This is a genomic window from Bradyrhizobium sp. Kon56 (assembly GCF_055807635.1).
On record NZ_JBVVOU010000002.1, the window covers coordinates 232705 to 245137 of the forward strand.

General features: G+C 63.3%; 14 protein-coding genes and 1 tRNA gene. 7 read left to right on the forward strand and 8 right to left on the reverse strand.

Annotated elements, in window-relative coordinates:
* Positions 1 to 313: 313 nt before the first annotated feature.
* A complete protein-coding gene (locus AC0L3B_RS04195) occupies positions 314 to 1300 on the reverse strand; it encodes an NAD-dependent epimerase/dehydratase family protein (protein ID WP_018459677.1) in 987 nt (328 codons plus the stop codon).
* 75 nt (positions 1301 to 1375) lie between these two features.
* A tRNA-Gly gene (locus AC0L3B_RS04200) sits at positions 1376 to 1450 on the reverse strand.
* Positions 1451 to 1726: 276 nt separating this feature from the next.
* Between AC0L3B_RS04200 and trxA the strand changes: the two genes are divergently transcribed.
* Positions 1727 to 2650: a thioredoxin gene (trxA, locus tag AC0L3B_RS04205; RefSeq protein ID WP_007598659.1), complete on the forward strand. Its 924-nt coding sequence runs from the start codon at positions 1727 to 1729 to the stop codon at positions 2648 to 2650.
* Between the two features lie 31 nt (positions 2651 to 2681).
* On the forward strand, positions 2682 to 3359 hold the full coding sequence (locus AC0L3B_RS04210; protein ID WP_018459676.1) for an LON peptidase substrate-binding domain-containing protein: 678 nt from the start codon (positions 2682 to 2684) through the stop codon (positions 3357 to 3359).
* A gap of 12 nt (positions 3360 to 3371) precedes the next feature.
* Here AC0L3B_RS04210 and AC0L3B_RS04215 read toward each other — a convergent pair whose 3' ends face one another.
* Complete coding sequence (locus AC0L3B_RS04215; RefSeq protein WP_473380062.1) at positions 3372 to 5756, reverse strand: EAL domain-containing protein; 2385 nt, start codon at positions 5754 to 5756, stop codon at positions 3372 to 3374.
* 9 nt (positions 5757 to 5765) lie between these two features.
* On the opposite strand from AC0L3B_RS04215, the gene AC0L3B_RS04220 reads away from it, so the two are divergent.
* Complete coding sequence (locus tag AC0L3B_RS04220; RefSeq protein ID WP_231191005.1) at positions 5766 to 5933, forward strand: hypothetical protein; 168 nt, start codon at positions 5766 to 5768, stop codon at positions 5931 to 5933.
* A 231-nt stretch (positions 5934 to 6164) separates the two neighbouring features.
* Here the strand turns inward: AC0L3B_RS04220 and AC0L3B_RS04225 are convergent, their stop codons facing one another.
* From AC0L3B_RS04225 to AC0L3B_RS04235, 3 genes are all read right to left on the reverse strand, one after another.
* Complete coding sequence (locus AC0L3B_RS04225; protein ID WP_198959232.1) at positions 6165 to 6758, reverse strand: cytochrome b/b6 domain-containing protein; 594 nt, start codon at positions 6756 to 6758, stop codon at positions 6165 to 6167.
* A 47-nt stretch (positions 6759 to 6805) separates the two neighbouring features.
* The gene (locus tag AC0L3B_RS04230; protein ID WP_007598654.1) at positions 6806 to 7084 is read right to left on the reverse strand and encodes a PepSY domain-containing protein; all 279 of its coding nucleotides are present in this window, start codon (positions 7082 to 7084) and stop codon (positions 6806 to 6808) included.
* A 221-nt stretch (positions 7085 to 7305) separates the two neighbouring features.
* Positions 7306 to 7656, reverse strand: a complete 351-nt coding sequence (locus AC0L3B_RS04235) for a hypothetical protein (RefSeq protein ID WP_473380063.1) — start codon at positions 7654 to 7656, stop codon at positions 7306 to 7308.
* 104 nt (positions 7657 to 7760) lie between these two features.
* Between AC0L3B_RS04235 and AC0L3B_RS04240 the strand changes: the two genes are divergently transcribed.
* Complete coding sequence (locus AC0L3B_RS04240) at positions 7761 to 8291, forward strand: TetR/AcrR family transcriptional regulator (protein WP_473380064.1); 531 nt, start codon at positions 7761 to 7763, stop codon at positions 8289 to 8291.
* A gap of 60 nt (positions 8292 to 8351) precedes the next feature.
* Positions 8352 to 8549 carry a Trm112 family protein gene (locus AC0L3B_RS04245; protein ID WP_007598651.1) on the forward strand — a complete coding sequence of 66 codons (198 nt, stop codon included), beginning with the start codon at positions 8352 to 8354 and terminating at the stop codon, positions 8547 to 8549.
* Positions 8550 to 8668: 119 nt separating this feature from the next.
* On the opposite strand, the gene AC0L3B_RS04250 is transcribed toward AC0L3B_RS04245, so the two are convergent.
* Positions 8669 to 9889: a ubiquinone biosynthesis hydroxylase gene (locus AC0L3B_RS04250; protein ID WP_085349222.1), complete on the reverse strand. Its 1221-nt coding sequence runs from the start codon at positions 9887 to 9889 to the stop codon at positions 8669 to 8671.
* 139 nt (positions 9890 to 10028) lie between these two features.
* On the opposite strand from AC0L3B_RS04250, the gene tesB reads away from it, so the two are divergent.
* Positions 10029 to 10892 (forward strand): acyl-CoA thioesterase II, encoded by an 864-nt coding sequence (gene tesB, locus AC0L3B_RS04255; RefSeq protein WP_473380065.1) that lies wholly within the window; start codon positions 10029 to 10031, stop codon positions 10890 to 10892.
* Positions 10893 to 10932: 40 nt separating this feature from the next.
* Here the strand turns inward: tesB and AC0L3B_RS04260 are convergent, their stop codons facing one another.
* Positions 10933 to 11823, reverse strand: a complete 891-nt coding sequence (locus tag AC0L3B_RS04260; RefSeq protein WP_018459667.1) for a DUF4339 domain-containing protein — start codon at positions 11821 to 11823, stop codon at positions 10933 to 10935.
* Between the two features lie 238 nt (positions 11824 to 12061).
* Here AC0L3B_RS04260 and AC0L3B_RS04265 point away from each other — a divergent pair, with 238 nt between their 5' ends.
* Complete coding sequence (locus tag AC0L3B_RS04265) at positions 12062 to 12400, forward strand: P-II family nitrogen regulator (RefSeq protein WP_007598647.1); 339 nt, start codon at positions 12062 to 12064, stop codon at positions 12398 to 12400.
* Positions 12401 to 12433: the final 33 nt, after the last annotated feature.

A 12433-nucleotide genomic window follows, 5' to 3' on the forward strand; every position in this document is an offset into this window, starting at 1 on the left:
AGTTCGGACTCTGTCGAGAGGACAGACGCAGAAGGTTAGCACATCTGCGAGCGGTGAGAAGCGCGCCGCGTGCGCTGCGATAGCCCTCAGTAAAAATTGAGACGGAAAGGCAATGATCGCGAATGCCGCTACGACAACGCTCTCGCTGCAGCGCGGAATCGAGATCATGCGCGGCTAATTTGCAGGCAGCAGGAGGTCTGGAACAAAAAAACGCGAAAACAACCCCATGCAAAGTAGAACGGCTCCGGCCATCTTGCTGCCGGTGACTCCGGGTAGACATCTGACGGATCGAGCGAATTAGCAAAGGTGGCGGCTACGGGGCGACGGGGTAAGGACCATCGTCGAAAATCGTCTCATGATAGCCTTTCGACCCGACATCGCGCGCCAGCGTGCTGCGAAAATCGCGGTCATCGCGAAGGCATTTCAGGACATGCGCAAAGTCGAATTCGGGCCGCCAGCCGAGTTCGTGCCGCGCGCGCTCGTTGACATAGACGCGGTCAATCGCGGGGAACAGCCGCCAGTCTCGCGCCGCATAGAGCTCCGCACAATCCGGACAGAGCTCGTGCACCACACCGGCCGCGTCGCGCGCCAGTGCGGCGAGATGGCGCTGCTCGAACGGGCTCGTGGCTGACAGGATGTAGCGGGCAAACCCGATGTCCGGCGCGCGCTCGGCGGCGAGCAGATGGGCGCTCACCGCGTCCGCGATATCCAGCCGGCGATAGAGCAGCTCGTTGGCCTGCGCATTCTCCGGCGCGTAAGCCGACCGCATCGCCGGATCGTCATCGTCTTCCAGGAAGAAGCGCGAGGTCCTCAAGACCACGACAGGCAGGCCGCGCTCGCGACAGAACAGCTCGCAGAGATTTTCGGCCATCAGCTTGGTCGTGCCGTAGATGTTCTTCGGAATCGGCGGCAGGTCCTCGGTGACCCACACCGCGGCTTGGCCCGCCTCGGGGCGAAGCTGCGAGCCAAACGCGCTGGTGGTACTGGTGAAGACAAAACTGCGCACGCCGGCGGCCACGGCCGCTTCAAGCAGGTTGAGCGTGCCGGTGACGTTGGTGTCGACAAAGTCTTGCTTGCTGTGGGTCGCCACATGCGGCTTGTGCAGGGTCGCGGTGTGGATCACCGCGGTGACGCCGTCCATCTGGGCCCGGACGAAGTCGGAATCGACGATCGAGCCCACGGCATCGGTGAAGGGCGATGGCTTCAGGTCGATCCCACGCACAGACGAATCGCGCCCGCGGAGCGTGCGGAGAAGACCCTCGCCGAGATGGCCCGCGCTGCCTGTGACCAGAATTGTCATTCGAGACCCAAACGGCCGCCAGAGGCGTGGAAAACCACGTGCCCATCCGGCTCACTGGATGCTTTGGGAGAAAATTGGAGCGGGCGAAGGGGCTCGAACCCTCGACCCCGACCTTGGCAAGGTCGTGCTCTACCACTGAGCTACACCCGCATCCTGTGTCGGTCGCATGACTGCGCCGGCAACGGCTGTCGTATGCCAAAAGCGGGAGGGGAATGCAACAGCTACCGGCGGCATAGATGCGCAATCGGAGGCCCGATATGGACCCGAACGCGGCCAAATGCCCCAAAAAAGGCGCCGGAACCGGCGAATCGGCCCACACGGATTGAAATTCGGCCGTCCCGGCCCAATTTAGGGCCAACAGCGAAGCATATGAATTGGCGACGTGCTAAAGACCCGCCAATTCCAGACATCAGACGAGGGGATCCCGTGACGATCATCGACCAGGGTAACGGAGCAGCGGGCCCGGCTGCCGCCGATCTGATCAAGGACACGACTACCCAGACCTTCGTGAAGGACGTCATCGAGGAATCGAAGCGCCAGCCGGTGCTGATCGACTTCTGGGCGGAGTGGTGTGGCCCCTGCAAGCAGCTCACGCCCTTGCTGGAAAAAGCGGTCAAGGCCGCCAAGGGCAAGGTCAAGCTGGTCAAGATGAACATCGACCAGCACCCGGCGATCCCGGGCCAGATGGGCATCCAGTCGATTCCGGCGGTGATCGCCTTCGTCAACGGCCAGCCGGCCGACGGCTTCATGGGTGCGGTCCCGGAGAGCCAGCTCAACGCCTTCATCGAGAAGCTGACCAAGGGCGTGACCGCGCCGGGTGAGCCGAATATCGCGGAGATCCTCCAGGAAGCCGAGGCCGTGCTCGCAGAGGGCGATGCCGCCGCGGCCGCCCAGATCTACGCGGAGGTGTTGCAGCTCGAATCGACCAACATTGCGGCCCTCGCCGGGCTCGCGAAATGCTACGCCGTCTCCGGCGCGATGGAGCAGGCCAAGCAGACGCTGGCCATGGTCCCGGAATCCAAGCGCAACGACCCGGCTGTGAAAGCCGTGCAGACCGCGATCGATCTGGCCGAGCAGGCGGAACAGCTCGGGCCCGTCGCCGAGCTGGAACAGAAAGTCGCCGCAAACCCGCTCGATCATCAGGCCCGATTCGACCTCGCGATCGCGCTCAACGCGCAAGGCAACCGGGCAGCGGCCACCGAGCAGCTGCTCGCGATCGTCAAGCGCGACCGCAAATGGAACGACGACGGCGCCCGCAAGCAGCTGGTACAGTTCTTCGAGGCCTGGGGCGGCACGGACGATGCAACCGTCGAGGGACGCAAGCGCTTGTCGATCATCCTGTTTTCCTGACGCGCGCTGGCAAGGCCAGGGGACCCGGCAGATGCCGATCAACATCGAATATCGCGGGCCCGCCGACCTTCCGGAGATCCTTCCGGTGTTTCCGCTGCCGGGCGCGCTGCTGCTGCCGCGCGGGCAGATGCCGCTCAACATCTTCGAGCCGCGCTACCTCGCGATGATCGACGATGCCTTTCGCGACGGCCATCGCTTGATCGGCATGATCCAGCCCGACATCGCGCATTCGCCCAAGAATTCCGACAAGCCGGCGCTGTTCCGTGTCGGCTGTGTCGGCCGCATCACCCAGCTCGCGGAATCCGGCGACGGCCGCTACATCCTCGAGCTCACCGGTGTCTCGCGCTTCAAGGTCGTCGAGGAGCTTGAGGTTCTCACCGCCTACCGGCAGTGCAAGGTGGATTTCTTTGCCTTCGTCGACGACTTCACGCCGCGCATGGGCGAGGAGGAGGTCGATCGCGAAGCACTGCTGACGGTGCTGGCGGACTTTCTGAAGGCCAACAACCTCAAGGTTGACTGGGAGGGCGTCGAGACCGCTCCCAACGAAGCACTCGTCAACGCGCTGGCGATGATGTCGCCCTATGGCGTGGCCGAGAAGCAGGCGATGCTGGAAGCGCCCGACCTGAAGACCCGCGCCGAAATTTTGATCGCGGTGACCGAGATGGACCTCGCGAAGAAGCGCACCAGCGGCGATCCGCCGCTGCAGTGAGGGTAGGAATGCTCATGCAGCGTGGTAGGCCGCTTCGGCACCTCGCCGCAGCATGCTGGTGATGCTGGATGCAGGCATCGGCCGGCTGAAATAGTAGCCTTGTGTTTCGACGCAGCCTTCCTCACGGAGGATGTCCAGCTGCTCTTTCGTTTCGACGCCTTCGGCGGTCGTTATCTTGCCGAGGCTGACAGCAAAACGAACCACTGCTCGCGCAAGATGGTGCGCCTCTGCGCTCGGGCTGGATAGTTCGCTGACGAAACTGCGGTCGATCTTGATTTTGTCGAACGGGAATCTCTGCAGAAAGCTCAGAGACGAATAGCCGGTGCCGAAATCGTCCAGGGCAACTCGCACGCCAAGCTCGCGCAATTGTCCGAGCACCGCGAAAGCAGCCTCGCTATCGTGCATGATCACCGTCTCGGTGACCTCGAGCTCGAGCCTGTGTGGCGCCACTCCCGAACTCGCCAGCGCGCCGACAATGACAGCAACGAGTTCCTTGCTCCTGAATTGAGCGGGAGATAGGTTGATAGCGATCCTGACATGCGCAGGCCAATTGGCGGCTTCCGCACAGGCGGTCCGCAAGACCCATTCTCCCAGCGGCACGATAAGGCCTGTCTCCTCCGCAAGCGGGATGAATTCGCTCGGCGTGACCAGTCCTCGCTGTGGGTGATGCCAGCGGAGCAGGGCCTCGAAGCCGCGGGTCTCGCCGGTAGCGGCGCTGACGAACGGCTGATAGTGGAGCTCGAACTGACGATCGGCAAGGGCATCCCGCATATCGTGCTCCAGGTTGCGTCGCGCGTGCATGAGCTCGTCGAGTTCCGGCTCGAAGAAGCGGAATGCGCCACGTCCGCCACTTTTGGCGGAGTAGAGGGCGAGATCCGCGCTCTTCATGATCACGTCGGAATCGCTGCCATCGCGCGGCGCGATGGCGATTCCGATGCTGGTGCCGAGCGTGACCCGGTGATCGCCGAGATCGAAGGGCTCGCAAAGCGCCCTTCCGATGCTCTCGGCCAGGCCGGCAGCCTCCATGGCTGGATTGGTGACGTAATCGATCACTGCGAACTCGTCGCCGCCCAGTCGAGCGATCAACGCGGTTTCGGTGGTGCATTCGCGCAGGCGCGCGGCGACGGCGCGGAGCAGGGAATCCCCCGCCGGATGTCCAAGCGTGTCGTTGACTTCCTTGAAGCGGTCGAGGTCGAGCATGAGCACGGCCAAGTCGACGCCGCCGTTGCGGGTAACTGCGATGGCATGCTCCATCCGCTCCCTGAGCAGCACGCGGTTGGGCAGATCGGTCAACGCGTCATGTTGCGCCATATGAGTGATTTTGGCCTCAGACCGGCGCTGCTCGGTCACATCGAGATGTGTGGCAACCCATCCGCCACCGGCCATTGGCTGCCGCGTCACGCAGATCAACCGGCCGTCGGCAAACTCGTCGATCCTGCTTGAGACCGCATCGAACGGCAGCGCGGCCAGCTTCGAGATGAATTGCTCGGCAGCCCCCTCGCTGAGATCGCCCTTGAGGATTCCGTTCACGATGCGATGCCTGATGATGTCGGTGTGCGACGTCCCCGTCCGCAGCAGTTCCGGCGGCAGCCGATAGAGTCGGGCGTAGCGCTCGTTGCAGACGACAAGCCGCTTCTCGGCATCAAACATGCAAAGGCCCTCAACCATGTGGTTGATCGCGGTGTCCAGCCTGAGCGTCTGATCCTGCAACTCTCTCTGCGAGCCTTCGAGCTGCTGCCGGGCGATCGAAAGCTGGCTGATGATCTCCTCGAATTTGCTGGTTCTACTTGCCAGGCGGCGGTCGGCGAGTACGCCGATCAGGCTCATCCCAAGTACAGATAGTGCCACGCCGGCGATGGCGAGAGCGAGGAAAGTCGGCGAAAGCGACAGACTGTCGGTTGAACGCGTCGGATCTGGAACGATCTGCACGGCACCCATCGCCGTGAAGTGATGCGAGACGATAGCAAGGGTCAGCAGGACTGCCGCCAACAGTGCGCCCCAGGAGTTCTTGTACCTGACTGCAACAACGAGGGCGGCACAGCCGAGGCACATGCCCAGAATGACCGAGGCAAACACCAGATCCAGCGACCAGGTGACGCGGCCCGGCACTTCAAGTGCCCACATTCCGAGATAGTGCATGCTGGCGATGCCGCCGCCAATGACGACACCGCCTGCCGCGGCGCGCCACCGGCCGGAATAGCCGGCCGCAATGCCGAAGCCGCCGGACGTCAACAGCATTGCCGTAGCAAGTGAAAGCGCCGTCAGTACGATGCCGTAGCCGGTCGTAACGCCGGGTTCGTAGGCGAGCATCGCGACGAAATGCGTTGCCCAGATCCCATATCCGATGGCAGCGCCGGCAATCCCGATCCAGATCAACCGCGTTCTTGCGGGCGCCACGATCGCACGATGAAAGATACTGACCGCGACGCTACTCGCGAGCAAGCAGACCAGACCGGCGAGCAGGACAAGCCGCCAATCGTGCTCGACGGCAAGGCAAGCGAAAACCCGAAACATCCCAGCCGCTCCATCGTGGATATTGCCGATAGTGTGCGTGCTAATCCGCCTTCGCGTTAATTTTGTGCAACGCCTGATTGCATGCTTATTGGTTGCTTAACGTGGTCAGTGCAATTTGAAATCTGGCGGGCGCCCGCGCAGGACAATGCGCGCCACCGGTCGTAGAGCCAACCGAGAGCACTCTGGAACCGGCAGCGAGGCCTGGAGCGGAGGAAGGCGACACCGATTGGCGGGGGAGGAGACGCGCCGAACCGAAGCTTCGGTTCTGACACAATCAGAACCAATAGTGCTCTAGAGGTGATGACGGATGCGCTTACGTCCAGTGATCATCGCGCTGATCAGATTCTCGCGCTGAAGACGCCCCATCATCAGCACGCCCAAGACGTGCAGCACGATCAGGACGATGACCGCGTCGGATGAATAATGGTGAGTGTCCTCGACCCACCAGACACCGAAAAAGGTCACGGTCACCGACATCGCGCCCGTGATCGTCGAGACCGCCAGCGAGACCAGCAGCGCCACCAGCATCAACGTGCCGGCTGGATTGAGACCAATATAGCGGCCGGTGATGCCGCGGCGCAGATTCCAGAGATAACCCGGCGCGGCCCGAAGCCTGACGCCGACCATGCGAAAGCGCGAATAGCGGCTTCCCCAAAAACCCCAGACCAGACGGAACGCAAGAAGGCCGAGTACGGCATAACCGACGATGCGGTGAAGTCCGTCATAGACGGTCGGCGTGAACCACGCGGCCAGAACGCAAGCCGCGAGCGCCCAGTGCCAGAGCCGCAGCGGGAGGTCCCAGACCGCGACTGTCCGCGCGGCGGTTCGATCCGCGGGGGTCCGGTCGGACCCCCCGCGTGCGTGCGGCACCGTTTCTTCGATCAAGCGAGGACCACCCTCAGGCGTAGCATTGCGCAGACACTTCGCGCGGTCTACTTCGCAATCGTGTGCTTCAGGCTGAGATCTTCTGGGCTGTAGAACAGCTCGTAAAGCTTGCCTTCCTTGACGCCGTAGACCTCGTAGCACGAGCCTTCGATCTTGGAGCGCCGCACCTCGTAGCCGAGCGCCTTGGCCTTGGCTTCGGCGTCGCTCGCCGGCTTCCACGACGCCTTGTCGAGTTTGGTGCAGTCCTTGAAACCATCGGCCAAGGCTGCCGATCCCATGCCAATCCCGATCGTCAATGCAACGGCAACAACACGAATAACCTTCACGAACGTCTCCTCTTCTGTCGTGGGCGCTGCGCCGGCAGGCGAAGCGGGACCGAAGGAAGCAAAGCACATGATGAAGTCAATGCGGTTCGCGGCCAGTTCGCTTTAGAGTTATTCTAACGATCCGAAAAAGTTCAGCGCTCTCCGTATGCAGCGCGGATTTGAGACGACACTGCGGCCTTACGTCTCACGGTTTGACAGCAGGCTGATCCCGACGCGCAAGCTCAGTAGCCGGCGACCGCCATGACGACGACGGCCGTGAGCGCCATCCATCCAAAATGCCGGCCGCTTGTGGCCCATGCGTTGGCGAGAGCAGAGAAGCCGAACACACCGGCCATGGTGACGACGATCCAGTGACGCGCTGGCGCCGATTGCATCCAGGGCGCCGCGATCAGGAGCACACCGCCGCCGATCCCGGCGACGGTCGAGGCCTGCCAGACCAGACGGATCAGGGTGCGGAGCCGCTCCGGCTCGATGCGGGCGCGGGCAAAGACCTTGGTCTCGCCGAGAATGCCATGAATGAGGGCCACGGCAATGGTCAAGACCCCGGCGCACTGGAGCAAGAGATCACGCATCGGCAAAGCTCCCTGCATCTGGTCCATACAGTTGTGTATGGTGAGATAGGCGCTGGCCTGCCGGCTGTCAATACACTAGTGTATGTTTGCATCCGGAACCCGACATGGCCGAACAGCTGACCGCCGACAACTGGATCAAACAGGGCCTGAAGGCGCTCGCGAGAGACGGCTTCACCGCGCTGAAGGCCGATCCGCTGGCAAAAGCCATGGGGGTCTCGCGCGGCAGCTTCTATTGGCATTTCGCCGATCTCGGCGCGTTCCATGCTGCTCTCTTGAAGCGCTGGCGCGAGATCGCGGCCGAGCAGATCATCGCCGATGTCGAGGCGGACAGCGACGAGCCGCTGAAAGCGCTGCTGCGCAGGACTTTTGGCGCGCGGCTCGACCTCGAGCGCGCGGTGCGGAACTGGGCGGCCTTCGATGCGGCGGCACAAACGGCGGTGCGTGCCATCGACCGGCGCAGGCTCGACTATATCGAGGAGCTGCTGAGGAAGCGCGGGTTCGAGGCGGCGACAGCGCGAGCCCGCGCGCAAATCCTGTACTGGACGTTTCTCGGCTTCGCCCTGTCGGGCCCGCCAGCGCCGGCCGCGCGGCTTGAGGGCCTGCTCGACGAGATTCTGCGGATGGTTTCAGCTTGAGCGACGCGATGGGCTGTTACGATTTTTTATGCTAGAGGCAACCGACCGTCGGAGACCCCCATGAACGCGCCCACCGAACGCCCCGAAGCCAGCGTCGATCCCAAATTGCTGGAGATTTTGGTCTGCCCGCTGACCAAGGGCCCGCTGGAGTTCGATTCTGCAAAGCAGGAGCTGATCTCGCGCAGCGCCAAGCTCGCCTATCCGATCCGCGACGGCATCCCGATCATGCTGCCGGAAGAGGCCCGCAAGATCGATTGAGGGGACTCGTGGCCCGATGAGAGACTTGTAGCCCGGATGGAGCGCAGCGAAATCCGGGGTTCCTCGTATGACGCAGCGGCCCCGGAATACGCTGCGCTCCATCCGGGCTACCGAAAATCCTACAGCGCCTCGCCCTTCAACAGCCGCGGTATCTCACCGGTCAAACCCGCGGCTTGGCGGATAAAAAGATTCTTCAGCGGCGGGGCGCGATCGACGAGGCCGAGGCCGATGTCGCGGACGGTGCGCAGCAAGGTGGACTGGTTGGAGAACAGGAAGTTCAGCGAGTTGGTGGCAACGCCCATGGCCATGGTGTCGAAGCGGCGCCAGCGCTGATAACGTTCGAGCACGTCGACGCCGCCGATATCCATGCCGAGCCGCGCGGCATCGACCACGACCTCGGCCAGCGCGGCGACGTCCTTCAGCCCCATGTTGAGACCCTGGCCCGCGATTGGGTGGATGACGTGGGCGGAATCGCCGACCAGCGCGAGGCGCTGGGCAATGAAGGAGCGTGCGACGAAATAGGACAGCGGAAACGCGCGCGGCTTGTCGAGCACCTTCACCTCGCCGAGATGCAGGCCGAAGCGCTGCTCGAGCTCGCCGTGAAATTCCTCATCCCTCAACGCAATGATACGCGCGGCTTCGCTGCGGCGCTCGGTCCATACCAGCGAGGAGCGCTTGCCCGAAAGCGGCAGGATAGCAAACGGACCCGCCGGCAGAAAATGCTCTTCGGCGCGGCCTTCGTGATCGCGCTCATGGCCGACAGTGACGACGATGCCGGATTGATCATATTCCCAGCCGTGGGTGGCGATGCCGGCGCGCTCGCGCAGTTTCGACTTCGCACCGTCGGCCGCAACCAGGAGGCTCGCTGCAATCACGCTGCCATCACCGAGCGTCACGTCGATACCTTCGGCCCGCGCGTCGTAAGACGACACTGTGGTCGCGCGGAGATCGATGCCCTCGGCCTCGGCGCGCACCACCAGCGCATCAATGAGGCGGCGGTTCTCGACCATATGCGCGAAGGGCTCGCCCGGCGCGACGTCGCCGGCAAAGTTGAGGAACGCCGGACGGGTGGCGTCTTCCAGCTTGGAATCGGTGACGATCATGTCGAGGATCGGCTGCGCCTCGCCCCTGACGTCGTCCCAGGCGCCGATCGCCTCGAACAGGCGGCGGCAGGCGGCCACGATCGCGGTCGCGCGCGGGTCCCGGCTCGGACGTGTGGAGAGCGCGGGGTCGGCGACGATGACGGGGATCTCGGGGCCGAGCCCCTGGCGCAGCGCCAGGGCCAGCGCCAGGCCCGCAAACGCGCCGCCACCGATGACAATGCTACCCTGTACCGACATACCCAATTCCCGGCTAAATCCTGGCCTTGCTAGCAGACTTGAGGTGGGCGAAACAGTGCGGTGAAACAAGGGCGGATAGCCCCCATTGTGTCGATCCGGAGCAGCGAACCCCGGGGCGGCAAGGCGAAAGCTGAAATCCATGTCCAAGAGCCTGATCGACCTCATCTCGATCCTCGACCTCGAACAACTCGAGGTGAATCTGTTCCGCGGCAACAGTCCGAAGACCAGCTGGCAGCGGGTGTTCGGCGGCCAGGTGATCGGACAGGCGATGATTGCAGCGTGCCGCACCGTCGAGGGCAGGCTGCCGCATTCGCTGCATTGCTATTTCATCCTGCCGGGCGATCCGCAGATCCCGATCATCTATCAGGTCGAGCGCCTGCGCGACGGCAAGAGCTACTCGACGCGACGCGTCACCGCGATCCAGCATGGCAACGCGATCTTCTCGATCATGGTGTCGTTCCACGCGGAGGAAGAGAGCGCGTTCGATCATCAGGACAAGATGCCCGACGTGCCGCCGCCGGAAAAGCTGACGGCGGAGGAAGTCGCGAAGCAGCCGATGTTCAAGGAGATGCCGGAGTTCATCCGCCGCTATTATGAATCCGACCGTCCGATCGAGCTGCGCCCGGTCGAGCTCGGCCGTTATTTCGGTGAGAGGATCGAGGACGGCCGCATCCATGTCTGGATCAAGACCGCGGCAACGCTGCCGGACGATCCGGCGCTGCACATGTGCGCGCTGGCCTATGCGTCGGACTTCTCGCTGCTCGATGCGATTATGGCGCGCTACGGCCGCACCCTGTTCGACAAGCGCATGATGCCCGCGAGCCTCGACCACGCGATGTGGTTTCACCGCCCGTTCCGCGCCGACGAATGGCTGCTCTACGCACAGGATTCGCCGAGCGCGCGAAGCGGCCGCGGCTTGACCCGCGGCTCGATCTTCAAGCCTGACGGCACGCTGGTGGCCTCCGTCGCGCAGGAAGGCTCGGTGCGCGAACGGAGAGCCTAAGAGGCACAAGCACGATCGATCGCGCTTGTGCCTTTCGAGGTCAGGCCCGGAGCGATCCCCGCGGAGCCAGAACCGTCTCCGACGCGAACCAGTTCATGATCCAGCGATAGACCCACGGGATCGGGATAATGAAGCCGCACAGGAATGCGGCCACGATGCCCCGCCAGAGAATCCCGAGACCGCTGCCGTTGAACACGATCTCGCGCCGCGTGCCTTCGATGCTGCGGCAGAACCAGCGCATCTGAGCCGCGGCGACCCAGGCCCAGCCGATGATGGTGATGATGGAAATCGCGAACAGCAGGCTCCAGCCGACATAGGCCCAAACCGTGCCGGTGAAGCTCAGGCCGAGCGGCTGCCCATTGGAGGCGAGATTCGCGACCATCCATTTGATCAGGAGCCAGTACAGAACGAGCTGGGCGATGAACAGCAAATTGCTCAGCAAGGGAACGCCGATGTAGCCGATCACGACCGCCAGAACGATGAAGCCGAAATACCAGGGCACCAGCGCCATCGCATTGCCGGTGAAGCTGAGATTGGGCCGCCCGGGGACCTTCACGCAGGACACGATCCATTTCGTGTACCAGACGAACACCCACGGCACCGGGATGATGAAGCACATGCCGATCAGCATCACGATGCTGCGCCAGGTGAACTCGAGGATGCCGAAATCGACCGCCAGCGATCCTCCGGCGCCACCGCCGCCGTAGCCCCCGGAGCCCATCATCGGCGGGCCGCCAGCCGGCATCATCGGGGGCGCACCGCCCCCGCCGATCAGGCCGGGGATTTCGGCCGCCTTCTGCCAGCCGGCCATGCCGTCCGACCACACCAGCGTATCCGGACGCACGACTCCCTGGGCGACGAGGTCACGGAATTGCCCTTCCGGATAGGGCCCCTGCTGCTTGCCCTCGGATGCGTAGAACCAACTCGCCATGAAGCGTCCCCCTCGAACATAGTTTTGTACCGGCCGCGACGCTTGGGTTCATCGCATCCATGCCAAAAACGCATTGTGGAGGATGAACGGCTGCCCTGTACAGAGGCGGCCGTTCACATGGCCCAACGATTTTCCGCTTCAATCTGCAAGTTTTTTATGCCATTTGCCCGGAAAGATGCCAGATTGACGCTGCGCCGGGGACATACGGCGCGGCGCATCCCGGGGAATAGGCCTGACCATGAAACTCGTCGTCGCGATCATCAAACCCTTCAAGCTCGATGAGGTCCGTCAGGCCCTGACGGCGATCGGCGTCCACGGCATGACCGTGACCGAAGTGAAGGGCTATGGCCGCCAAAAGGGCCACACCGAGATCTATCGCGGCGCCGAATATGTCGTGAATTTCCTGCCGAAGCTGCGGATCGAGATCGCGGTTGCCTCCGATATCGCCGAGAAGGCCGTCGCGGTCATCACCGCGACCGCGCGCACCGGCCAGATCGGCGACGGCAAGATCTTCGTCACGCCGATCGATCACGCGACCCGCATTCGCACCGGCGAGACCGACAGCGACGCGCTCTAGATTTTTGCTTTGACGCGTTTTCTTTTCGCGAAC

What these genes read in the sequence shown, in the direction of transcription:
- AC0L3B_RS04195 (WP_018459677.1), bottom strand. Translation starts at nt 1,300, where the DNA reads ATGACAATTCTGGTCACAGGCAGCGCGGGCCATCTCGGCGAGGGTCTT.
- AC0L3B_RS04210 (WP_018459676.1), top strand. Translation starts at nt 2,682, where the DNA reads ATGCCGATCAACATCGAATATCGCGGGCCCGCCGACCTTCCGGAGATC.
- AC0L3B_RS04220 (WP_231191005.1), top strand. Translation starts at nt 5,766, where the DNA reads ATGAAAGATACTGACCGCGACGCTACTCGCGAGCAAGCAGACCAGACC.
- AC0L3B_RS04235 (WP_473380063.1), bottom strand. Translation starts at nt 7,656, where the DNA reads ATGCGTGATCTCTTGCTCCAGTGCGCCGGGGTCTTGACCATTGCCGTG.
- AC0L3B_RS04240 (WP_473380064.1), top strand. Translation starts at nt 7,761, where the DNA reads ATGGCCGAACAGCTGACCGCCGACAACTGGATCAAACAGGGCCTGAAG.
- AC0L3B_RS04245 (WP_007598651.1), top strand. Translation starts at nt 8,352, where the DNA reads ATGAACGCGCCCACCGAACGCCCCGAAGCCAGCGTCGATCCCAAATTG.
- AC0L3B_RS04250 (WP_085349222.1), bottom strand. Translation starts at nt 9,889, where the DNA reads ATGTCGGTACAGGGTAGCATTGTCATCGGTGGCGGCGCGTTTGCGGGC.
- tesB (WP_473380065.1), top strand. Translation starts at nt 10,029, where the DNA reads ATGTCCAAGAGCCTGATCGACCTCATCTCGATCCTCGACCTCGAACAA.
- AC0L3B_RS04260 (WP_018459667.1), bottom strand. Translation starts at nt 11,823, where the DNA reads ATGGCGAGTTGGTTCTACGCATCCGAGGGCAAGCAGCAGGGGCCCTAT.
- AC0L3B_RS04265 (WP_007598647.1), top strand. Translation starts at nt 12,062, where the DNA reads ATGAAACTCGTCGTCGCGATCATCAAACCCTTCAAGCTCGATGAGGTC.